Genomic DNA, 22,372 nt, shown 5'->3' on the forward strand with positions numbered 1-22,372 from the left:
TTTATCATTAATTCCTTACTTTAACAATTGGTAAGCAACTAATGCTACAATATAAGCAAAAGCACTCATTACTACCAATTGCAGCATAGGCCATTTCCAAGAATTGGTTTCTCTCTTCACAATAGCTAAAGTACTCATACACTGCATGGCAAAGGCATAAAATAACAAGAGTGAGATCCCACTTGCAAAATTAAACAATGGACCACCTAAAATGGGGTTGACCTCACCAGCCATTCTGTTTTTTATTGTTTCCTCTTCATCGCTTCCAACACTATAGATAGTTGCCAATGTCCCCACAAAAACCTCGCGAGCTGCAAAAGAACTGACAATAGCAATCCCTATCTTCCAATCATATCCTAGCGGTCTTATTGCTGGCTCAATGGCATGTCCTGCAATACCAATAAAAGAATGTTCTAGCTTATGAGACGCAATCTTTTGCTGCAATTCTTCAGCAGAAAGATTTTCGGATGCGTATTGAGTAGTCACAATGTCCTCCGCATTATTGAACTGCTCGCCAGGACCATATGACGCCAAAAACCAAAGTACAATGGAAATGGCTAAAATGATTTTACCAGCTCCAAAAACGAAGGATTTTGTTTTTTCCAAAACTGCCAAAGCCACATTTTTAAATAATGGTAACTTATAATTTGGCATTTCTACGACAAAAAATGTCTTACTTTTTATTTTTAAAACCTTATTCAATACCCACGCTGAAAGCACTGCTGCTCCAAAGCCAATTAAGTATAGTAACATGAGTGTCAGCGGCTGATAACCCAAACCAAATATGCGACCTTCCGGGATGACTAATTCAATAATTATAAGATACACGGGTAAACGTGCCGAACAGGTTGTAAATGGGGTCACTAGTATTGTGATAAGTCGTTCTTTCCAACTTTCAATATTTCTTGTGGCCATGATTGCTGGAATAGCACAAGCCGTTCCAGATATTAAGGGTACCACACTTTTACCACTTAAACCAAAACGCCTCATGATGCGATCCATTAAAAAGACAACGCGACTCATATAGCCACTTTCCTCAAGTACTGAAATAAATAAGAAGAGGAATGCTATCTGAGGTATAAATATGACAATGCCTCCAAGTCCCGGAATAATTCCTTCCGCAATAAGACTTGTAAAAGCACCACTTGGCATCACATTTTTGGTCCATTCGCTCAGCGAGGCGAATGCGCTATCTATAATCTCCATTGGTACCTGAGCCCAATCGTAGATCGCTTGGAAAATGGTCAATAATATGATAAAAAATATGAGGTAACCCCAAACTTTATGCGTTAATATTCTATCGAATTTAATGCGTAAATCCTTAGCAGAATTCAAATCTATTGTTTGCCCTTCTTTTAAAGTAGCATTTATAAACTGATATCGCTTTATGGTTTCTTTCTGCTGGAGCCGCTTTAAGTCTGCCTTACCTTTGGTTTTAAAACTGTTGATAGCATCAATCTCATTTCGATCCGTTTTCCCAAAATTGACATCCTGTGTGATAACCAACCAAAGTTTGTAGAGCAATTGATTGGGAAACGCGTTTTTTAGCTTGTCAAAGTAATCTTGATCAATTTCAGAAGCATTCATACATGGTTCCACTGAAAGCTCCTTATAATTGGCAATCAATTCTTTTAAGGTCTCTATACCAACCTTCTTTCTTGTACTAACTAAAGCTATTTTTGTTTGTAATTGCGATTCCAAATAGGGAATATCCAACTGAATGCCTTTATACTGCATTCGGTCTGCCATGTTAATGACAAGAATTGTGGGAATCTCTAAATCTTTGATTTGAGTAAACAGTAGCAGGTTTCGCTTTAAGTTTTCAACATCACTCACTACCACTGCGACATCAGGAAAATCCTTATCGTTTTTATTTAGAAGTAATTCAATGACCACATTTTCATCTAAAGACGAAGCATTTAAACTATAGGTCCCAGGCAAATCGATAATATGCGCTTTGACACCCCTTGGCAGTTTGCAAATACCTTCCTTTTTTTCTACGGTAATCCCAGGATAATTACCTACTTTTTGATTCAATCCTGTTAAAGAATTGAATACTGAAGTCTTACCAGTATTTGGATTTCCAATAAGTGCTACATTGATCTGTTTACTCATTAGAAATTTCTATTAAAATATGAATCGCGGTTTCTTTTCGTATGGCCAAATGGGTTCCATTAATATTCAAATACATGGGATCTGCAAAAGGCGCCACTTGAACTAGCTCAACAATATTACCAGGAAGACAACCCATTTCCAAAAGTTTTAATGGCACATGAATTGAGGATACATCGGCAATTATGCCTTGCTGACCTCGTTTTATTTCTGATAAAGTAACTTGCAAGCTTATTTAGATTGATTTTAAAGAAGCAAAAATAAAGGAAAAAGTTAGGGTAAAAAAATTGTGACCCTAAAACTATTCATATTCCTTTTTTAAACGTTTAATATCTTGCAACAATGAATCAACCGATGCAGGACTTATCCCATTATATAACCCTCTAATCTGCTTGTCTTTATCTATGAGTGCAAAGTTTTCAGTGTGAACCATACCGTAGTCTTCAGAGCTATCATCCTTAACTACCAAATAGGACTTTCTGGCCAAATCATAAATTTGTTTTCGATCACCAGTTACTAAGTTCCATTTTTTGTCAATAACACCTTTTTCAACGGCATAGCGTTTCAACTGAGCCACTGAATCTATTTCTGGTGTTACAGAATGTGACAACAACATGACTTCATCATCTGTTATAATTTGCTCTTGGATGCGCGTCATTTGATCGGTCATTATCGGACATATGGTTTGACAAGTCGTAAAAAAGAAGTCGGCGACATATATTTTCCCAGCATAGTTATCCTGAGTAATGGTATCACCATTTTGATTGATTAATTTAAAGTTGGCAATAGTATGATATTTCTTTTTATGCTGAATCGTACTGTCAACTAAAGAAGCATCTACTCTATTGGGCTGATAGATCGGTAATGGTTTCTCAATATCCAAAATGGAATAGATAATTGAAATAATAATCACGGAAACAATGAAAAAGGCAATGAAGAAAAATTTAAATTTCTTTATGTAGTCTAACATGACTTGATTTTTAAGGCTTTACTGTAAGATTTGATTGCAAAAATACGACAGAATCCCAACAAATTGACTACATTTAACAAGCTATCTTAAAAAGAAAAACAGAACTCATGAAAATTCAATTACCCTTATTCTTAGTGTTACTCACTACAATGTCTTATGCACAGGATTTTGATGAAACTTTAAATAGTGTTCGAGAAGCTGAAGCAAAATCTGCTCTTGGCCGCATGATGCAACGCGCTAACCTCAACACGGGAAATTACGATTTAAAATACCACAGATTAGAACTAGATTTGGATCCTGCTGTTGCGTTTATTTCGGGTGAAGTCACGAGCTATTTTGAGGCAAAAAGTGCAATGAATACCATAACTTTTGATTTGGCCAATAATATGACGGTCACGCAAGTGATGCAACGCGATAATCTGTTAAGTTTTACACAAAATGCTAATGATGAATTAGTCATCACGCTACCTGCTACATTAAATACAGGTGTATTAGATTCTTTAACTGTGAGTTATTCGGGAAATCCCGTAAGCTCAGGTTTTGGTTCCTTTGAACAAACAACCCATAATGGAGACCCTGTAATTTGGACACTTTCGGAGCCCTATGGTGCAAAGGCTTGGTGGCCTTGCAAACAAGATTTGATTGATAAAATTGATTCTATCGATGTCTTCATGACCACACCACAATTCAATGCTTCCAACGAAGCATATATTTCTGTTTCTAATGGCTTGGAGCAAAGTCAAGTGATTAACGGTACAGATAAAACCACACATTTCAAACATCGCTATCCTATACCAGCATATCTTATTGCTATTGCTGCTACCAATTATGAAGTCTATTCTCATACTTTACCAAATGGTGGGAACCCTTTTGATATTGTCAATTATGTGTATCCTGAAAGCCTAGCTAACGCTCAAGCCAGTACTGGTATTACCGTTGATATCATGAATCTTTTCACTAATTTATTTGAAACTTACCCTTTCGCCAATGAAAAATATGGTCATGCCCAATTTGGTTGGGGAGGTGGTATGGAACATACGACCGTCTCTTTTATGGGAAGCTTTAATAGGAATCTGATTGCACATGAGTTGGCGCACCAATGGTTTGGTAATAAAATTACCTGTGGAAGTTGGAAAGATATTTGGTTGAATGAAGGCTTTGCTACCTATTTATCAGGACTTACCATTGAAAGTTTAGACGGTAACGTCGCCTTTACCACTTGGAAGGCGCAACGTACTAACAACATTACAGCAGCACCTGATGGTGCCGTATATTTGTCCGACACAGATACCTTGAGTGTTAGTCGAATTTTCAACGGACGTTTGAGCTACAATAAAGGCGCAATGGTATTGCATATGTTAAGAAAGCAACTTGGAGATGCCAACTTTTATCAAGCGTTACAAGACTATTTAGTAGCTCCCAACCATGCTTATGATTACGCTAAAACTGCTGATTTTATAGCCATCGTGGAAGCCTCATCAGGAACTGATCTTACTGAATTTTTTGATGATTGGTTGTTTAATGAAGGCTATCCTAGTTACACCATCCAGTGGCATCAACCAAGCACAAATATGGTGTCAATTACAATTAATCAAAGTCAGAGCGATCCATCCGTTTCGTTTTTTGAAGCTCCAGTGCCTTTAAGACTGATTGGCACCATGGGCGAAGAACTTGATTTAGTTTTGAACAATACATCAAACCAAGAAAACTTTTTGGAACCCGTTAATTTTACAGTACAAGACATTTTGTTTGATCCTGAATCTGATTTAATCTCGAGAAACAACGAGGTGTTATTGGATGTTGAGGATCTTGAATTAGCCGAGAGATTAAAGTTATTTCCAAATCCTACATCGACCATCCTTCACATTGAAAAGCCAAATGAAGTAGCGATCACTACCATCAAAATTTATAATCCATTAGGGCAATTAATCACAGAGATGCCTTGGCAACCCAGTTTAGAAACCGCTTCATGGTCTTCGGGTTTATTCTTTATTCAATTTCAAACGAAAGAGCGAATAATTACTAAAACAGTGTTAAAAAAGTAGTAAGGACTATTGTGGATGCTTTATAATATGGTTTTAAAAATGTACTTTTGTCCGTTCACAAAATTAACGCGACGTTAAATGGAAATTGTAATTAAAATATCTCAATTTTTATTGAGTTTATCCTTATTAATTGTTTTGCATGAGTTTGGTCATTACCTACCTGCCAAAGCTTTCAAAACGAGAGTTGAAAAATTCTTTTTATTTTTTGATCCTTGGGCAAAACGACGTAAAGAAAAAGAACTTGAAGCGTATAGAGCACAAAAAAAAGAAGATTTAGAAGCGGAAGGCGAAACTTACAGTCCGTCATTCTGGGATAAATATGAACCAAAGAGTCTAGCACTTTTAAGGAAAAAAATTGGTGGAACTGAATACGGAATTGGATGGTTGCCTCTAGGAGGATACGTGAAAATTTCGGGAATGATTGACGAGAGTATGGACAAGGAGCAAATGGCGCGTCCGCCTCAACCTTGGGAATTTCGATCTAAACCAGCATGGCAACGATTAATTATTATGCTAGGTGGTGTTATCGTGAATTTTGTACTCGCATGGTTAATTTATGTTTTTATGTCTGGATACTATGGTGATACAACTGTAGCAACCAATAGCATACAAGATGGCTACATTATTGAAAATCCGATATTAAAAAAAGTAGGACTTAAAACTGGAGATAAAATAGTCTCTGTTAACGGAGAGGCCTATGAAAATTTAGCTGACTTGAGTTACAGTTTTATCACTGCGGAAAAAGCGACAATAATTCGTGATGGCAAAACGATGACGGTTGATTTTCCAGAGGATTTTGCTGGTCAGTTAACCAAGTCTAAAAAAGAAGATGGTCCCTTGTTACAATTGAGAACTCCTTTTTATGTCAATGAAGTTATTGACACGATGCAGAATGCTTCTGTAAGCTTAAAAGAAGGGGATTTGATTGTTGGTATAAATGACCAAAGACTTAAATATTTTGATGAATTTGACGAGGTTCTTAAAAATTATAAGAATCAAACAGTTGAAGCTCAAATTTTAAGAGATGGTCAGGAAATGCCTTTCAAACTCAAAGTCAATAAGGATGCGAAACTAGGTATCCAAATGGGTGGTAGTTATGAGGAATTTGATAAGTTAGGTTACCTAGATGTCGTTAGAAAAGAATATACCTTCTACGAAAGTTTTGGTGCTGGCACCACCAAGTTTGTCAAACAATTCAAAAAATATGGCGAGCAATTAAAGCTCATATTCAATCCAAGCACTGGCGCCTATAAAGGTGTAGGTGGGTTTTATGCTATTTACAATGTCTTTCCTGATACATGGAGTTGGGAGTTTTTCTGGGGAATTACTGCCTTCTTATCGATTATGTTAGGAGTGTTAAATTTATTACCAATACCAGCCTTAGATGGTGGTCATGTCATGTTTTTACTCTATGAAATGATTTCTGGCCGCAAACCGAGTGAAAAATTCTTGGAACGTGCCCAAACTATTGGTTTTTTAATTTTAATTGCTCTTGTTCTTTTCGCTAATGGGAATGATATTTTTAAAGCAATTACAGGCTAATCCTTTTTTATAGAACCAGTTACATTTGAGAAGTCCGAGTTCTTGAAAAAAATCAAGTTAAAAAATTAATAGTCGTTTTGCTATATATAAAAAATAATATATATTTGCGCTCGCTAAAGCGATAAACACTCCTCTTTAGCTCAGTTGGTTAGAGCATCTGACTGTTAATCAGAGGGTCCTTGGTTCGAGCCCAAGAAGAGGAGCAAAAGTCAACCCGATACAAATGTATCGGGTTTTTTTGTGTCTTATTAATTAAAATAAACGCAACTGCCCATCTTTATACTGGTCATGTAAACTCGTATTCAGTGGTTGTTTCATTCTATCTTTAAAATACTTTAGTCGCGCTAAAGTCATCAGGTCGTTAATTTGTTTCGCAATTTGCCCTTCGCCTCTCATCCGATGTCCGAATCTAGAATCATTAAGACTTCCACCATGGCAATTTGCGATTTGATGTAATACCTTTTCAGCACGATCTGGAAGTGTTTTCTGAATCCAATCTGTGAAAATTTCTCCTATGGCGCCGTTTAATCTTACGACGGTATGTGCCACACTACTAGCACCAGCTTCCGACACCTTCTTGGCCAATGGCAACACTTCATGACTATTAATAGACGGTATTATTGGTGCTAGCATTACGTTAACAGGAATGCCTCGGTCACTTAAAACTCGTACCGTTTCCAATCGTTTTCTAATAGTGGTCGTACGTGGTTCGAGAATACGTCGCGTTTGCTCTGATAACGACGTAATGGAAATCGTAACACTCACGAGTTGATCTTTAGCTAAGGCTTCCAATAGATCTAAGTCTCGTAATACCAAAGCATTTTTAGTAATGATTCCTACTGGGTGTTTATATTTTAAAAACACTTTTAGGCATTGTCTGGTAATTTTATAGGTCTGTTCTGCCGGTTGATAGCAATCTGTGTTTCCAGACAGCACTATGGGATGTGCCTTCCAATTTTGACGCTTGATAAACTGTTCTAACAACACGGGTGCTTCTTGCTTAACTAAAATATTCCGTTCAAAATCCAGTCCTGCACTATAACCCCAAAATTCATGACTGTTTCTTGCATAGCAGTATATGCAGCCGTGTTCACAACCTTGATACATGTTCATAGAATACGCCATTCCAACATCTGGACTTGACACTTTATTCACAATAGTTTTAGGGAAAACTGGCAAATATTGTGTTTTATTAAGGTCTATCTTCTCACCTTCCTTCTGGCAATATTCTAAAAAATCATCTCGAAGTTCATGACTCAAATTAAAAAAGCGATTTTTTGTGTTTTTTTGAGCTCCACGACCCTTTATTGGTTCTTTTTCAAACATTTTAAATAATGTTTTGTAAAAATACAAAATATTAGAAAGAAAAATACAAGTGTCACAACATTTTTGACCTCGAAAATCCTAAAAAATTATAAATGAAGATTCACTAAATAAACCATACGATTGAGGTTTAAAAAATGACAATTACATATTACAGTAGGCTATTATTTCCCTGGAAAAGACGCCTTACGCTTTTCTAAAAATGCCGACGTACCCTCTTTAAAGTCTTCGGTTCCGAAACACTTACCAAACTGCTTGATTTCGGTTTTAAAACCGTCCACACCATCTTTGTAGTTGTCATTAATGGCCTTTATGGCGCCTTTTATAGCTACGGAAGAATTTCTCATAATTTTTCCAGCAATCTTTTCAGCTAAAGGCAGCAATTCCTCTTCTGAAGTAACATGGTTAACTAATCCGTATTCTAAAGCTTGATTGGCATCAATCATTCCTGCAGTCATGATCATTTCCATCGCACGTCCCTTTCCTACCAATTGCGGTAAACGCTGAGTTCCTCCATAGCCTGGAATCACACCCAAGGACACCTCAGGTAATCCCATTTTTGCATTAGTACTTGCCAATCTAAAATGACATGCCATTGCCAATTCTAAACCACCTCCTAAGGCAAATCCATTCACTGCTGCGATCACTGGAGTCGATAAATTTGCAATAAAATCAAATAAGATTTCTTGACCTTTTGCAGCCAATTTACCACCATTTTTAACATCAAAATCTGCAAACTCACTAATATCAGCACCTGCCACAAATGCTTTTTCGCCACTCCCTGTGACAATAATAACTTTTGTGTCTTTACTACTATTTGCCGCATCCAAAGCCTCATGTAACTCTTGAATGGTCGCTTTGTTCAGTGCGTTGAGCTTTTTAGGTCTATTCACTGTAATGGTTGTAATTCCGTTATTGGTTGATGATAAAATGTTTTGGTAATTCATAGTGTTATGCGTTTCTAGACTTTCGGAAAGGTGACGATAAAAGTGGTGCCTTCTCCTAGTTGAGATGTAAAGGTAATATTTCCTTGATAAGTTTCCACAATATTTTTTACCATAGCTAAGCCGAGACCCATTCCACTACTTTTCGTGGTGAACTTAGGTTCAAAAATTTTATCCTTGTTTGCTTCAGTAATACCTATACCATTATCAGTAATCGCTATTTTGGCCATATCATTCTCTGAAGACACCGTGACTTTAATTTTTGGATGTGACTGCTCATCTGGAATAGCTTGAATGCCATTTTTCACTAAATTAGTGACTACTCGAATGAGTTGTGTACGATCAAAATTAGCCATCAGTTCCGTATCTTCGGAAACGAACTCAATATAATCCTCGCTAAAAATATCTAGTCCTAATTTGACAATGTTCGTTACATTAAGCATTTCATTTTGCTGTGCAGGCATTTTTGCAAAATTCGAAAACGCAGATGCAATAGAACTCATCGTATCTATTTGCTGAATGAGTGTTTGACTATACTCGTCAACTTTTTGATGGATGTTCACATCATTAGGATCGAACTTCCTTTGAAAACTTTGTACGCTTAATCGCATAGGAGTTAAAGGGTTCTTAATTTCATGTGCAACCTGTTTTGCCATTTCACGCCAAGCTTGTTCTCGCTCACTAGTTGCCAATTTAACGGCACTTTCCTCTAATTGATCTATCATACTATTGTAGGAGTTAACCAAGGTTGAAATTTCCTCACTTGATGAAGAGATGTCAATTTTTTTATTTCGTTTCTCCAAGCGTGTTTCATTGATTTTATCTGAAATCGTTTTGAGCGTTCTAGTGATGTATTTTGACAGTAATAAAGCGAGAATAATAGCAATGAGCATCATGAACAAATAAGCATAACCTAAGCGTTCTAAAAATTCATTCAGTTCCTTGTTCAAAAAATCATCATTTTCTAAATAAGGTAAATTCAATATTGCCAAAGGTTTTGATCTGGAATCAACAATATAGTTGTAGGATGATTGGAAGGTTTCACCATTTTTTTCATTTTTAATGACATAACGGTGTTGTGCGGTATTTGAGATTTCATTAAGAACTTCAGTCTCTATACATCTCGAAATGGAGTCGCTTTTAATACTTGCTTTGGAAGTAATGAGTAAGGTGCCATCCAAATCATATAGATTAATTCTAAGACTATGTATTTCAGCAATTCTATAAATCTCATCTTTAAAAATCAATGGTACTTTCTCTGTTTCAACAGGATAAGTTGTTTCACGGATGACATAATCAATATCACTAATAATAGCCCTTTCTTTCCGTTCTAAACGTTCCTTATGATAGTCGATAGCCTCTTCATTATATTGATAAATGGTCACGCCTGCAATTAACACTGAGGCAATAAGCACTAACAAAATCATGGCAAAAAATATGCGGACTCGTAAAGACAGTTTATTCAGCTTCATCTTAAAATTTAGATTGCAATAAATGTAGCAATAATTAAGCCAATGTTAGGCATCTGGATTTTTGCTCCGTATCTGCTTGTAAAATTTGAACCCTAACATTAAAAGTCCGGCGAGCACAACAATACCGATAACACCGAATATCCAATTGAAGGCATTTTTTAAAATGACTAAAAAAATGACGGCAAATAAAATGAATGTCGCACCTTCATTCCATAGCCTCATAAAATTGGATGTTTTTCTAACGTCATCCGCTTGTAACTGCTTGAAAAATTGGTGTGTTTTTAGATGGTAAATAATAAGAAAAATAACAAAGGTTAGTTTGACATGCATCCAGGATTGCTCTAGTAAATACGGATTTAAAATTAGAAGCCATACGGCAAATAATGTCGCCAGTATTGCCGATGGCCATGTAATAATATACCAAAGCCTTTTAGCCATGAGTTTGAGTTGCTTCCCTAATATTTCTTTATCGGGTGAGGGTTTGTGAAATGCTTCTATTTGATAGACGAAAAGTCTCGGAATATAGAAAAGACCTGCGAACCAAGTAATAATAAAAATAAGGTGTAATGCTTTGATATAATTATAATAGGCCATCAGTTTTCAACAAATAAATAATTTAACTTCTTGGAATTAAACGCTGCGTTAAACGCACTAATCTCTGTTGTAATCAATTGGTCAAAAGCCGCCAGTTGCATTTCAATTTTGGAAGTGAGTTCATTTTTAACAGCAATATCTTGAGCGGTAGGCGCGAAATCTCCCATACCCACCAAAGCATTTAAATGCCCAAGTTTATTGGTTAATCTTATCGGAAAATTAAGCGGGTCTTGTCCACTTCTATTTTTTGTTTGATACAATGCTTCCTCTATGCCTTTAAAGTCCTCTCTAAGTTGTTTCGATTTTTCCAATAAATCTTGCACATCGCTATTCCCTTTGTACTGTGCTTCAAAGGCCGTCAATTGGGATGTGATATTGCGAATTTTTTTGATAGATTTATGCGCCTTATCCATAGTCTCATTCACATCGGTAATAAATTGAAACTGGTTTTCCATATCCTGCTGCGAACTCTCTGCTCTCGGATCTGCCAAAATATTAAAATCTTGCGCAAAGGTATTTTCATTCACCTTCAACTGTACTTTATAGGTTCCAGGAATGGCTTGCGGTCCATCCAAACTAGCCCACCATAATATCATGCCATCTAGTTTTTCAGCGCCATCATAAGTCATATCCCACACAAAAAGGTTCATCCCCTCTTTAACATTCAATCGGTCTTTCTTTTTATGTTTAGTAGAAAACGACTTGATAGTATCCCCTTGCTTATCGAAATATATCAAGGATACGGTATCCTTTTTTTCGTCATAGTTATCTAGTCTGAAATAGGTCATGACACCATTTGGGTGATTGGTACCAGCCGTTTTACTGCCTTTTCTGCTTCTGCCTCGCATTCGATACGTATTCTTAGGTTTAAAAAGCTGAAAGGCACTTTCCTTTGCGCCATATAATTGATGCAAAACAGATAAATCATCAATCACCCAAAGACTTCTTCCTTGCGTGGCAACAATTAAATTATTGTCTTTTATAGCTAAATCAGTGATTGGCACAATAGGTAGATTTAACTGAAATGGCTTCCAGTTGTTACCGTCATCAAAGGAAATATACATCCCTGTTTCGGTACCTGCATAGAGCAAGCCTTTTTGTTTAGGATCTTCTCTGAGGACTCTTGTAAAATGTTCTGAAGGAATCCCGTTGGTGATTTTTTTCCAGGTCTTTCCATAGTCGGTGGTCTTGTATAAATACGGATTAAAATCGCCAGTTTTATACTTCGTCCCAGCCACATAGCAGGTTCCTGCATCAAAAGCACTCGGCTCAATACTATTGATCATCATCCATTCTGGCATTCCTTTTGGAGTCACATTCTCCCAGTTTTTACCACCGTCTTTGGTGACATGTATCAAGCCATCATCACTTCCAACCCAAAGTAAACCTTCCGTAATTGGTGATTCTTGAGCGGCAAAAATGGTGCAATAATATTCAACCGACGTATTGTCCTGAGTAATGGGTCCACCTGAAGATTTTAACTTTTCAGGATCATTTCTGGTCAAATCCGGACTAATAATTTCCCAGGATTGCCCTTCATTTTCTGTAACATGTACATGTTGTGAAAAGGTATATAAACGGTTCGGATTGTGTTTTGAAAACTGAATTGGAAAGTTCCACTGAAAGCGGTATTTCATGCCTTCGGCACCATGACCCATTGGGTTGTCCGGCCATACATTAATAGCTCTTACTGTGCCACGTTCATGATTGACTCGTGTTAAAAAGCCATCATAACTTCCGCCATAAACGATGTCGTTATTTTCAGGGTCTACGGCAATATGTGCCGACTCACCACCTGCGGTTGATTCCCAATCATCCTCGCTTATGGATCTTCCATCGGTTCGATGAGGAATTCTTACCGTCGAATTGTCTTGTTGCGCTGCATATATACGGTACGGAAAATGATTATCGGTCGTTACACGATAAAACTGGGACGTTGGTTGGTTGTGATAGGTACTCCATGTTTCACCACCATCATAGGTAACTTGTGCTCCACCATCATCTCCAATAATCATGCGATTAGGATCATTGGGTGCAATCCATAAATCATGATGGTCACCATGAGGCGCATTATAGGTATCAAAAGTCTTTCCACCATCGACACTTTTGTGATAGCGTACATTAAGGACATACACCACATCCACATCTTTTGTGTCGGCATAAACCCGTGTGTAATACCAAGCACGTTGACGCAGTTTTCTTTCACTATTCACTTGGTTCCAAGTGTCACCTCCGTCATCACTTCGATACAATCCTCCTTGATCTTTGTTCTCTACCATAGCCCAAACACGTTGGTTGTTTAATGGAGAAACAGTCACACCCATAATTCCTAATGTGCCTTCAGGAAATCCTTTATTTGTTGAAATTTCTTGCCAAGTCTCACCACGATCGGTACTTTTCCATAATGCGGAACCCTCGCCTCCTGAACTCAAACTATATGGTGTTCGTTGCACGCGCCATGTGGACGCATATAATATTCTTGGGTTCGTAGGATCAATAAGTAAATCTACAACGCCTGCATGCTCATTAGCAAACAAGGTCTTGTTCCATGTTTTACCACCATCAACACTTTTATAAACACCTCTGTCAGAGGTTGGCTTATAAATATTTCCTAGGACACCTGCATACACAATATTATGATTTGTTGGATCTACAGCAATTCTGGGAACATGGCGAGAATTCTTTAATCCTGCCGATGTCCATGTTTTACCTGCATCCACACTTTTCCATATACCATAACCTGAGGATACATTTCCTCGTACCGTCTTTTCTCCTCCTCCAGCATATAAAACGTTAGGATCACTTTTAGCAACTGTGATAGCACCAATGCTACCGCCAAAATACCCATCCGAAATATTCTCCCAAGTTCGTCCACCATCCAACGTTTTCCAAATACCGCCTCCTGTGGCACCAAAATAATAAAGGTTTGGCTGATTAGGAACGCCTGTTACAGCAGCACTTCGTCCACCTCTAAAGGGCCCTAAAAGTCGATATTCTAGAGCGTCATATTTAGATTCATCAAAAGATTGTGCGTTCAAGAATGATTCATTTCCGAAGAGAAACAAACAGCATAAAATGGTTATTAGCCTCATGATAATGGTGGTTTTGTTAATAGCTTAAAAATACGCATAAAAAAATTTATGCTTGCGCCTCATGTAATTTTAACTTGACTTCACGGTTCAAGAAATAGGCAGTCACTACAGTCGATAGTACATCTGCGATTGGAAAAGACATCCAAACGCCCAATTCGCCATAGTATTTCGGTAAAATTAAAATTAGTGGAATAAAGAAAAATCCTTGACGTGTTAAGGTAAGTAATAAGGCAGGAACCGCTTTACCAACTGCTTGAAAGTAAGCGGCTCCAATAAGCTGAATAGCGATAATAGGCGTGGCAGCAAACACCCAACGCATGGCTGATGGTGTTTCCTTAATAACTTCGGAATCTGTCGTAAATAAACGCGTAATCGCTTCAGGAAAAATCATAAGCGCGATAAATACTATGGACGCTAATCCGATGGCATATTTCAACGCTGTTGCTATCGTTAACCTAACACGGTTATAATTTTCAGCACCATAATTAAATCCAGCAATAGGAAGAAACCCTTGTGTGATACCGTAAACGGGAAACAAAGCAAACATTAACATTCGACCAACAATGGCATAAGCTGTAACGGAAGTTTCACCACCTAAATCGAACAGAATATTGTTCATAAATAAATACGTAATACTTACAACTGCCTGTCTGGCCAAGGTCACAAATCCCAAAGATGTTATTTCAGAAACAATTGGTCGATCTAGTCCGAAATGGGACATATTAATTTTCAATTCAGAATTTTTGGAAATGAAAAACCAAGCTATAAAAGCAAAACAAAGGAGATATGACCCTGTGGTCGCCCAAGCTGCACCTTCCATTCCTAAGTCTAAAACATTGATAAAAACATAATCCAAGACGAGGTTTCCAACGGATGGAATCATCATGGCATACATCGCAAATTTAGGCTTACCTTCAGCTCTAATCACGGTATTACCCATCATGCATAGGGCTAAAAACGGGACACCATACAAGACTATTTTATAATAGATTTTTGCTGGTTCAAAAATGGGTCCTTTACCACCGAAAGCTGGAATAATATCATTGATATACCACAAACCAAAAATTACCATAGTCACTGTAAGTAACAAGGTAAGGGTGAGCTGATTGCCGAAGGTTTTTAGTGCTTTTTCTGTTTGATTGGCTCCCAACGCTCTAGAAATAATAGATGAACCACCAATACCAATACTCATCCCTAGCGCTGCAATAAAAAATGACACTGGTAATACTACGTTGATCGCTGCAATGGCAGTAGAACCAATCCATTGACCCACAAAAATAGTATCGACCAAAATATTGAGTGACATCACCAATATCCCAATAGACGCAGGAACAGCTTGCTTGATAAGTAATTTACCAATGGGTTGTGATCCGAGATCTTGTGCTGATACTTTCGCCATTAGGCAGTCATGGTTTCAGCGTTAGCCCATTGCTTGATCCATTTGGCGAGTAATGCCACCCATGCGTCATCATCATTTAAGCAAGGCACCGTCGTGAATTCTTGACCACCCATTTCATGAAAAATCTCTTCGCCTTCCATTGCAATTTCCTCGAGTGTTTCTAGACAGTCACTCACGAAAGCAGGTGTCACAATAGCCATGTTTTTAATGCCTTCCTTTCCTAAACGTTCTATCGTTCTATCGGTATAAGGTTGTAGCCATGGATCAAATCCTAAACGCGATTGGAAGGAGGTTGAAAAACTACCTTCCTTTAATTGCAATTTTTCAGCGACCAAACGCGTGACTTCCAAACACTGGTGCCTATAGCAAAACTCATGAGCTTGTGAAGGCGTTTTACAGCACAATCCATCGATTTGACAATGTGATTTCGTGATATCACTTTTTCTAATATGACGCTCAGGCACACCGTGATAAGAAAACAGTAAATGGTCATATTTTTTATCCTTCAAATGGTTGGAAATGGCATTCGACAGGACCTCAATATAGTCTGGCTCCTTGTAAAAAGCTGGTAAATCTGTAATAGTCAATTCTGGAAAATGCGCTTTTCTAATCTCTTCCGCCAATACTAAGATTGTTTCTGTGGTAGCCATGGCAAATTGTGGGTATAATGGAATTAAAAACACCTCATCTACACCTTTGTCTACCAATTCTTGTAATCCTTTTTTAATGGTCATACTGCCGTAACGCATCGCCAGACTCACCGGAAAATCCACTTGTTGCTGCACCTTATTTTGGAGGCGTTCTGAAAGAACAATAAGCGGTGAACCCTCTTCCCACCAAATCTTTTTATACGCAGCAGCAGAAGCTTTAGGACGCGTGTTGAGGATGATCCCTTTTACCAATAAAGTCCTCGCCCAAAGCGGCACATCAATGACACGCTCATCCATTAAAAACTCTCCCAAATATTTTTTGACATCCTTAGGATCTGGACTATCTGGTGATCCTAAATTAACGAGTAAAACTCCTTTCATGTGTTTCTTTTTCTGTTGGCCAATTTGTTTTGCAAAAATACGATAGAAATCTTAAAGAATCGCTTAGCTCATTCTAAATTGAACTTAACTCATCCATAAGGCCTATTCACATAAGACCGGTTTGATAATCAAAGCTTCTGTTTTAAGTTTGAATGCTACTTAATAAAAATTAATAGTAATTTATAAACTTGAAAAGTAGATTGCAATTAAAATATATTTTATGAAAAAAAAATTTTTAATAATCCTAGTAATTATATTTTGTTTTTCATGTAAAGCACAGAGTTCTATTTACTCAATAGAACAATATTATGACATTCAAGACAACGCCTATTATAAAGACACCAATAATATTTTAAACAAATTTGTCGGTACTTGGATATATGAAAATGGTGATACATCATTAAAAATAACGCTTTTAAAAGCAGAACAAGCTTATAATGGAAAGTGTTATGAAGATTTACTGGTTGGAGAATATCAATACATAGAAAATGGATTGGAAAAAATCAACACCTTACCTTTAATTGGTACATACAATGATCCTTTTGACTACAATCTTCAAGGCAATGACATCATTGGCAAGTTTAGCGATGCACCTGATTGTGATACTTGTTTGTTGTCTGAACGTGGGATATCACTAACTTTTTACGATCCAGACCCAAATAGAGAACATCTTCATGACGCTATCGTATTAAGACATGTCATAGAAAATGACGTCGAAAGAATTGAAACCGTCATTTATAGAGCTGGTACTGTTGTGCAACCAGAAGACCAACCCGATAGCCCAAGAGTACCTTATGGTGCTTATACGTTGACAAAGCAATAGTTTCTAAAAGGCTTCGAGTACGTTCGAAGCTTTTTTGTATCATTATTAAACCCAAGATATTGATAAATTTTTAACCCAAAGCCATTAAATATTTTTTGGGTGTGGTGCCATATTTCTTTTTAAAGGCAGAAATAAAATGACTCGAGGTACTATAACCTACTTTAAGGCCTACTTCGTTGACATTATGGTCACCTGCTTCTAAAAGTTTACGCGCGACTTCCATTTTATAATCGAACAAAAAACTAAATACCGAATCGCCATAAATCTGCTTAAAACCTTCTTTGAGCTTTTTAAGACTTAAGCCTATTTCCTCAGATAATTCCTGTAAGGTTGGTGGCTCAGCCATTCTTGCAATCACAATATCTTTGGCCTTTCGAATCTTAATCACGTTGGTTTCATCTACCAGAAACGGACACTGTTCAATATCGGCATCTTCACTTCTATTGAAATACAAACTCAATAATTCTAGCGCCTTTCCTTTGAAATAAAGATTTTTAATTGAGGTATTGAGATTGTAATTCACTATTTGATTTAAGGCAATGGCCATCGACGGCGATATTTTGCCATCCTTGTAGTACTTTTTGTCTTTATTGTCGGCACTTAAAAATGTGATGTAGTCAGCTTCCTGTGAGAACAAGCCATGAAACTTCTTAATGGACACCAGCACAGACACCAACCAAGAGTTGGGTTGTACCTCAAGATGAATAGGTAAATCTCGTTGCGGATTATACAATAGTAAGGAGTTTTCGGCCTCAATACCTAAACGGTAGTTACCATTATTGAAAACAAACACGCTGGAGCCCTTTATACAAAAATGAAATTGAATGTAGGTACTATCAATCTCGCGTTCAAGGGTTTGAATGGTATTCGATTCATTTTGATAAGTGAGTACGAAAAAACCATCGTCTAATTTGGTTTCCTCAAATGAACCTCTAGCGGTATTTTTTGTATCTGAAAAATCAGAGAATTCAGAATTGTTATTTAGATTCATTCTAAACTAAAAAGGTTTAAACAGTTGATATGACTACAAAAATATGATAATTATCATGTTATAATAAGAAAAAAGCTTAAAAACCCACAAACGATACTAAAAGTTCTTGTAGCGTTGTTTTTTATCGAACTCACTGTTTATTTTTGCTGATGTAATTTTCCAAATCAGGTATGGAGCACTACAATATGTCGAGAGGCACTACATTTTATGCGATTGGGTTAAGCTATAAAAAAGCGGACGCTGAAGTGCGTGGTCATTTTAATTTAGATGATGCCGCTAAGTCAGCTGTTTTAGAACAAGCCAAAACCAATGGTATTGAAAGCCTTATCGTCACCTCTACTTGTAACCGTACCGAAATTTACGGATTCGCACAACACCCTTTTCAACTCATTCAATTGCTTTGCGACAATACCAAAGGGACCGTTGAGGAGTTTCAAAAAGTGGCCTATGTCTATAAAAACAAAGACGCTATTTCACATATTTTCAGAGTAGGTTCTGGACTGGATAGCCAAATATTGGGTGACTTCGAAATTATAAGTCAGTTGAAAATGAGTGCGCGTTTATCCAAAAAACAAGCGCTGCTTAATCCTTTTTTAGAACGTTTAGTAAATGCCGTCATTCAAGCCTCCAAACGCATTAAAACGGAAACGGACATTTCTTCTGGTGCCACTTCGGTATCATTTGCTTCTGTACAATACATCATGAATACAATTGAGCGTGTTTCAGATAAAAATATTTTACTCTTCGGAACCGGGAAAATCGGAAGAAACACTTGTGAGAATTTAGTGAAGCACACTAAAAACGAGCATATCACCTTAATCAATCGTACCAAAAACAAAGCAGAAGCCGTTGCCGGAAAATTTAATGTTCTCGTAAAAGATTATGCCAATCTCCAAGAGGAAATTAATGCCTCAGATATTTTAATTGTTGCCACTGGTGCGCAGAATCCAACGGTTGATAAGCACTGTATTCAATCAGACAAACCGTTATTAATCTTAGATCTTTCCATCCCAAAAAATGTGCATGACAACGTTTGTGATTTAGAGCATGTTACCTTGGTACATTTGGATGACCTATCCCAAATTACAGATGAAACCTTAGAGCGTAGAAAAGCGCACATCCCAGTGGCAGAAGCTATTATTGAAACAGTCAAATCAGATTTTAACGCTTGGTTAGCGACACGCAAATTTGCACCTACGATCAAAGCCTTAAAACATAAGCTTACTGATTTTGCCAACGCAGAATTGGATACCCAACGCAAAAAAATGAGTGATTTTAATGAGACTCAGGCGGCCTTAATTAGCCATAACATCATTCAAAAAATTACCAATCACTTTGCACATCATCTTAAAGGCGATGATGTCTCTACCGATGACAGCCTTGAACTTATAAAAAAAGTGTTTCAACTAGAAGCAACTAAAGACAATGTCTAAAACAATCAGAATAGGAACTCGTGATAGTGAATTAGCGCTATGGCAAGCTCAAACCGTACAACAACAACTAGAACATATAGGGTATAAAACGGAACTAGTTCCTGTGAAATCTACTGGTGATCTCGTACTTGATAAACCCATTTACGAATTAGGTATCACAGGTGTTTTTACTAAAACCTTAGATATTGCCATGCTTAATGGAGACATTGATATTGCTGTACATTCCTTAAAAGATGTCCCAACCCTACTGCCAAAAGGTATTGTACAAGCGGCTGTATTAAAACGAGGTAATGTAAAGGATTGCTTGGTTTATAAAACCAATGAAGAATTTTTATCTCAACGTGACGCCATTATCGCCACAGGTAGTTTGCGCAGACGTGCTCAATGGCTCAATCGCTATCCAACACACACCTTAGTGGATTTAAGAGGTAATGTGAACTCTCGACTTCAGAAACTTGAAGATAACGATTGGAACGCTGCTATTTTTGCAGCTGCAGGTTTAGGTCGCATTGGATTGCGTCCAGAACAATCCTTTAATTTAGACTGGATGCTACCTGCTCCAGCACAAGGAGCCATCATGATAACTGCCATGGAAAATGATGATGAAACGAGAGCTGCTTGCGCAGAAATTAATCATGAGGAAACCGAAATTTGCACCACCATAGAACGTCGATTCCTCAATTTATTAGAAGGTGGATGCTCAGCACCAATTGGCGCATTGGCGTTCATCAAAAATGAAGAGGTTCATTTTCAAGGGGTCTTATTGAGTTTAGATGGTAGTAAAAAAATAGACGTACAACGTAGTGCTCCATTAGGAAAGCACAACGACTTAGCGTCCTTCTGTGCCGATTATATTATTGAACGTGGTGGTAATCGTCTTATGGATGATCTAAAAAAATCATCCAAAACGGTGAATGTGTATTCCACTAAAACACTTACAGACGACCAGAAACAATTGTTTCATGAAGCGGTGGTTTCAGAAAGTTCCGATTTTATTAAAATCAGCATCAATAGGATGACACCAAGCGTTTTAAAGCCTATGCCTAAAAATGTCATTATTACGAGTAAAAATGCGGTTGAAGCATTGCTCACCAATTTTGCACCACAAGAGTTGAAATTTGAAAATATCTATTGTGTTGGCCGACGCACCAAACGTTTGGTGGAACGTAAAATTGGGAAAGTTAAACACACAGAAAACAACGCAAAAGCACTCGCTGAACATTTAATCGAATTTATGGAAGGAACTACAGCCACTTATTTTTGCAGTGATATGAGGCTTGACGAATTACCTTCAATATTAAAAGACAACCATATTGATCTCCACGAAGTTGTTGCTTATGAAACGAAATACGATGCTACCAAAATTCCACAATCAGTAGAAGGCGTCATGTTTTATAGTCCATCTACTGTACAAAGTTACAAACAGGAGAATGACGATGATGTGGTGGCATTTTGCATTGGAGAAACAACAGCAAAAGAAGCAAGCAAACATTTTAAAGATGTTCGAACTGCAAAAATGCCCACTGTGGAAAGTGTTATAAAATTAGTGAATGAATATTACGCCTAACATGATAAAGAACGATTTATTTTTAAGAGCTTTAAAAGGAGAAACTGTTGAACGTCCGCCAGTTTGGATGATGCGTCAAGCAGGTCGCTATTTGCCAGAATTCATGGAAATCAAGGCAAAATATGATTTCTTTACCAGATGCCAAACACCAGAACTCGCAAGTGAAATAACGGTACAACCTATTCGTCGTTATGGGATGGATGCCGCTATTCTTTTCAGTGATATTTTGGTGATTCCACAAGCGATGAATATCGAGGTGCAGATGAAGCCTAATTTTGGTCCGTATTTACCCAATCCTATTCGCACTCAAAAAGATGTGGATCAGGTGATTGTTCCGGATGTTAAAGAGGCACTTAATTATGTGTATGAAGCAATTAAAGCCACTAAGGAAAAACTAAATAATGAGATTCCGCTCATTGGGTTTGCTGGATCTCCATGGACGATTTTATGTTATTGTGTGCAAGGTCAAGGCTCTAAAAACTTTGATAAAGCGAAAGAATTTTGCTTTACGAATCCAATCGCAGCGCATCATTTATTGCAAAAAATTACAGATACAACAATCGCCTATCTCAAGGAAAAGGTAAAAGCCGGTTGTAACGCTGTTCAAGTATTTGATTCTTGGGGTGGCATGTTATCTCCTACCGATTATCAAGAGTTCTCCTGGAAATATATCCAACAAATTATTGATGCGCTCAAAGAGGATGCACCTGTCATTGCCTTTGGAAAAGGCTGTTGGTTTGCTCTGGATGTGATGGCCAAATCGGGTGCTTCGGCTTTAGGTGTAGATTGGACTTGTTCTCCAAAGAATGCACGTTACTTAACAGGTGGTCAAATAACTTTACAAGGTAATTTTGACCCGACACGGTTATTTTCGCCACCTTCAGAAATAAAGAAAATGGTGCACCAAATGATTGATGACTTTGGAAAGGATAAATATATTGTAAATTTAGGTCATGGTATTTTGCCTAACATCCCGCTCGATCATGCTAAGGCGTTTATTGATGCGGTTAAAGAATATAAGGTTTAAATGATTT

Annotated in this window: 17 protein-coding genes and 1 tRNA gene; 7 read left to right on the plus strand and 11 right to left on the minus strand. The window is 37.4% G+C overall.

From position 1 onward, the window contains the following. Positions 1-15: 15 nt before the first annotated feature. The 3 genes from feoB to ACU8DI_RS03245 form a co-directional block, all read right to left on the minus strand. Positions 16-2,115 carry a ferrous iron transport protein B gene (feoB, locus tag ACU8DI_RS03235; RefSeq protein WP_447111298.1) on the minus strand — a complete coding sequence of 700 codons (2,100 nt, stop codon included), beginning with the start codon at positions 2,113-2,115 and terminating at the stop codon, positions 16-18. Next, the gene (locus ACU8DI_RS03240; protein WP_447111299.1) at positions 2,108-2,341 is read right to left on the minus strand and encodes a FeoA family protein; all 234 of its coding nucleotides are present in this window, start codon (positions 2,339-2,341) and stop codon (positions 2,108-2,110) included. The genes feoB and ACU8DI_RS03240 overlap by 8 nt, the downstream gene beginning before the upstream one ends. 72 nt (positions 2,342-2,413) lie before the next feature. Then, entirely contained in the window at positions 2,414-3,082 is a 669-nt protein-coding gene (locus tag ACU8DI_RS03245) for an SCO family protein (RefSeq protein WP_447111300.1), read from the minus strand. A gap of 107 nt (positions 3,083-3,189) precedes the next feature. Here ACU8DI_RS03245 and ACU8DI_RS03250 point away from each other — a divergent pair, with 107 nt between their 5' ends. The 3 genes from ACU8DI_RS03250 to ACU8DI_RS03260 all read left to right on the plus strand — a co-directional run bounded on the left by ACU8DI_RS03250 (position 3,190) and on the right by ACU8DI_RS03260 (position 6,872). Beyond that, positions 3,190-5,127: a M1 family aminopeptidase gene (locus ACU8DI_RS03250; RefSeq protein WP_447111301.1), complete on the plus strand. Its 1,938-nt coding sequence runs from the start codon at positions 3,190-3,192 to the stop codon at positions 5,125-5,127. Between the two features lie 78 nt (positions 5,128-5,205). Further along, positions 5,206-6,669 carry an RIP metalloprotease RseP gene (rseP, locus tag ACU8DI_RS03255; protein WP_447111302.1) on the plus strand — a complete coding sequence of 488 codons (1,464 nt, stop codon included), beginning with the start codon at positions 5,206-5,208 and terminating at the stop codon, positions 6,667-6,669. A 129-nt stretch (positions 6,670-6,798) separates the two neighbouring features. After that, positions 6,799-6,872, plus strand: a tRNA-Asn gene (locus ACU8DI_RS03260). A 49-nt stretch (positions 6,873-6,921) separates the two neighbouring features. On the opposite strand, the gene ACU8DI_RS03265 is transcribed toward ACU8DI_RS03260, so the two are convergent. The 7 genes from ACU8DI_RS03265 to hemH form a co-directional block, all read right to left on the minus strand. Next, complete coding sequence (locus ACU8DI_RS03265; RefSeq protein WP_447111303.1) at positions 6,922-7,995, minus strand: PA0069 family radical SAM protein; 1,074 nt, start codon at positions 7,993-7,995, stop codon at positions 6,922-6,924. Between the two features lie 161 nt (positions 7,996-8,156). Next, positions 8,157-8,939 (minus strand): enoyl-CoA hydratase/isomerase family protein, encoded by a 783-nt coding sequence (locus tag ACU8DI_RS03270; protein ID WP_447111304.1) that lies wholly within the window; start codon positions 8,937-8,939, stop codon positions 8,157-8,159. Between the two features lie 14 nt (positions 8,940-8,953). Next, positions 8,954-10,408, minus strand: coding sequence for a sensor histidine kinase (locus tag ACU8DI_RS03275; protein ID WP_447111305.1), 1,455 nt, complete (start codon positions 10,406-10,408; stop codon positions 8,954-8,956). 45 nt (positions 10,409-10,453) lie between these two features. After that, complete coding sequence (locus ACU8DI_RS03280) at positions 10,454-11,002, minus strand: CopD family protein (protein ID WP_447111306.1); 549 nt, start codon at positions 11,000-11,002, stop codon at positions 10,454-10,456. After that, positions 11,002-14,094: a VPS10 domain-containing protein gene (locus tag ACU8DI_RS03285; protein WP_447111307.1), complete on the minus strand. Its 3,093-nt coding sequence runs from the start codon at positions 14,092-14,094 to the stop codon at positions 11,002-11,004. The genes ACU8DI_RS03280 and ACU8DI_RS03285 overlap by 1 nt, the downstream gene beginning before the upstream one ends. A 46-nt stretch (positions 14,095-14,140) precedes the next feature. Beyond that, complete coding sequence (locus ACU8DI_RS03290) at positions 14,141-15,493, minus strand: MATE family efflux transporter (RefSeq protein ID WP_447111308.1); 1,353 nt, start codon at positions 15,491-15,493, stop codon at positions 14,141-14,143. Next, complete coding sequence (gene hemH / locus ACU8DI_RS03295; RefSeq protein WP_447111309.1) at positions 15,493-16,524, minus strand: ferrochelatase; 1,032 nt, start codon at positions 16,522-16,524, stop codon at positions 15,493-15,495. Before hemH ends, ACU8DI_RS03290 begins: the two co-directional genes overlap by 1 nt. A gap of 220 nt (positions 16,525-16,744) precedes the next feature. Here hemH and ACU8DI_RS03300 point away from each other — a divergent pair, with 220 nt between their 5' ends. Further along, complete coding sequence (locus ACU8DI_RS03300; protein ID WP_447111310.1) at positions 16,745-17,347, plus strand: DUF6705 family protein; 603 nt, start codon at positions 16,745-16,747, stop codon at positions 17,345-17,347. A gap of 70 nt (positions 17,348-17,417) precedes the next feature. Here ACU8DI_RS03300 and ACU8DI_RS03305 read toward each other — a convergent pair whose 3' ends face one another. Beyond that, complete coding sequence (locus tag ACU8DI_RS03305) at positions 17,418-18,338, minus strand: helix-turn-helix transcriptional regulator (protein ID WP_447111311.1); 921 nt, start codon at positions 18,336-18,338, stop codon at positions 17,418-17,420. 170 nt (positions 18,339-18,508) lie between these two features. Here ACU8DI_RS03305 and hemA point away from each other — a divergent pair, with 170 nt between their 5' ends. From hemA to hemE, 3 genes are read left to right on the plus strand one after another with little or no spacing between them, the layout of a single operon-like run. After that, on the plus strand, positions 18,509-19,771 hold the full coding sequence (gene hemA / locus ACU8DI_RS03310; protein WP_447111312.1) for a glutamyl-tRNA reductase: 1,263 nt from the start codon (positions 18,509-18,511) through the stop codon (positions 19,769-19,771). Further along, positions 19,764-21,338, plus strand: a complete 1,575-nt coding sequence (hemC, locus tag ACU8DI_RS03315; protein ID WP_447111313.1) for a hydroxymethylbilane synthase — start codon at positions 19,764-19,766, stop codon at positions 21,336-21,338. Before hemA ends, hemC begins: the two co-directional genes overlap by 8 nt. 1 nt (position 21,339) lies before the next feature. Further along, positions 21,340-22,365: a uroporphyrinogen decarboxylase gene (hemE, locus tag ACU8DI_RS03320; RefSeq protein ID WP_447111566.1), complete on the plus strand. Its 1,026-nt coding sequence runs from the start codon at positions 21,340-21,342 to the stop codon at positions 22,363-22,365. Positions 22,366-22,372 lie beyond the last annotated feature (7 nt).

The sequence above is a fragment of the Psychroserpens sp. BH13MA-6 genome, from assembly GCF_052983595.1.

Bases quoted from the DNA above. Each gene is read 5' to 3' on its own strand.
- ACU8DI_RS03290 (WP_447111308.1), bottom strand. From the start codon at position 15,493: ATGGCGAAAGTATCAGCACAAGATCTCGGATCACAACCCATTGGTAAA.
- ACU8DI_RS03280 (WP_447111306.1), bottom strand. From the start codon at position 11,002: ATGGCCTATTATAATTATATCAAAGCATTACACCTTATTTTTATTATT.
- hemH (WP_447111309.1), bottom strand. From the start codon at position 16,524: ATGAAAGGAGTTTTACTCGTTAATTTAGGATCACCAGATAGTCCAGAT.
- ACU8DI_RS03300 (WP_447111310.1), top strand. From the start codon at position 16,745: ATGAAAAAAAAATTTTTAATAATCCTAGTAATTATATTTTGTTTTTCA.
- ACU8DI_RS03250 (WP_447111301.1), top strand. From the start codon at position 3,190: ATGAAAATTCAATTACCCTTATTCTTAGTGTTACTCACTACAATGTCT.
- ACU8DI_RS03285 (WP_447111307.1), bottom strand. From the start codon at position 14,094: ATGAGGCTAATAACCATTTTATGCTGTTTGTTTCTCTTCGGAAATGAA.
- ACU8DI_RS03305 (WP_447111311.1), bottom strand. From the start codon at position 18,338: ATGAATCTAAATAACAATTCTGAATTCTCTGATTTTTCAGATACAAAA.
- ACU8DI_RS03275 (WP_447111305.1), bottom strand. From the start codon at position 10,408: ATGAAGCTGAATAAACTGTCTTTACGAGTCCGCATATTTTTTGCCATG.
- rseP (WP_447111302.1), top strand. From the start codon at position 5,206: ATGGAAATTGTAATTAAAATATCTCAATTTTTATTGAGTTTATCCTTA.
- hemC (WP_447111313.1), top strand. From the start codon at position 19,764: ATGTCTAAAACAATCAGAATAGGAACTCGTGATAGTGAATTAGCGCTA.
- ACU8DI_RS03270 (WP_447111304.1), bottom strand. From the start codon at position 8,939: ATGAATTACCAAAACATTTTATCATCAACCAATAACGGAATTACAACC.
- hemA (WP_447111312.1), top strand. From the start codon at position 18,509: ATGGAGCACTACAATATGTCGAGAGGCACTACATTTTATGCGATTGGG.
- ACU8DI_RS03265 (WP_447111303.1), bottom strand. From the start codon at position 7,995: ATGTTTGAAAAAGAACCAATAAAGGGTCGTGGAGCTCAAAAAAACACA.
- hemE (WP_447111566.1), top strand. From the start codon at position 21,340: ATGATAAAGAACGATTTATTTTTAAGAGCTTTAAAAGGAGAAACTGTT.
- feoB (WP_447111298.1), bottom strand. From the start codon at position 2,115: ATGAGTAAACAGATCAATGTAGCACTTATTGGAAATCCAAATACTGGT.
- ACU8DI_RS03245 (WP_447111300.1), bottom strand. From the start codon at position 3,082: ATGTTAGACTACATAAAGAAATTTAAATTTTTCTTCATTGCCTTTTTC.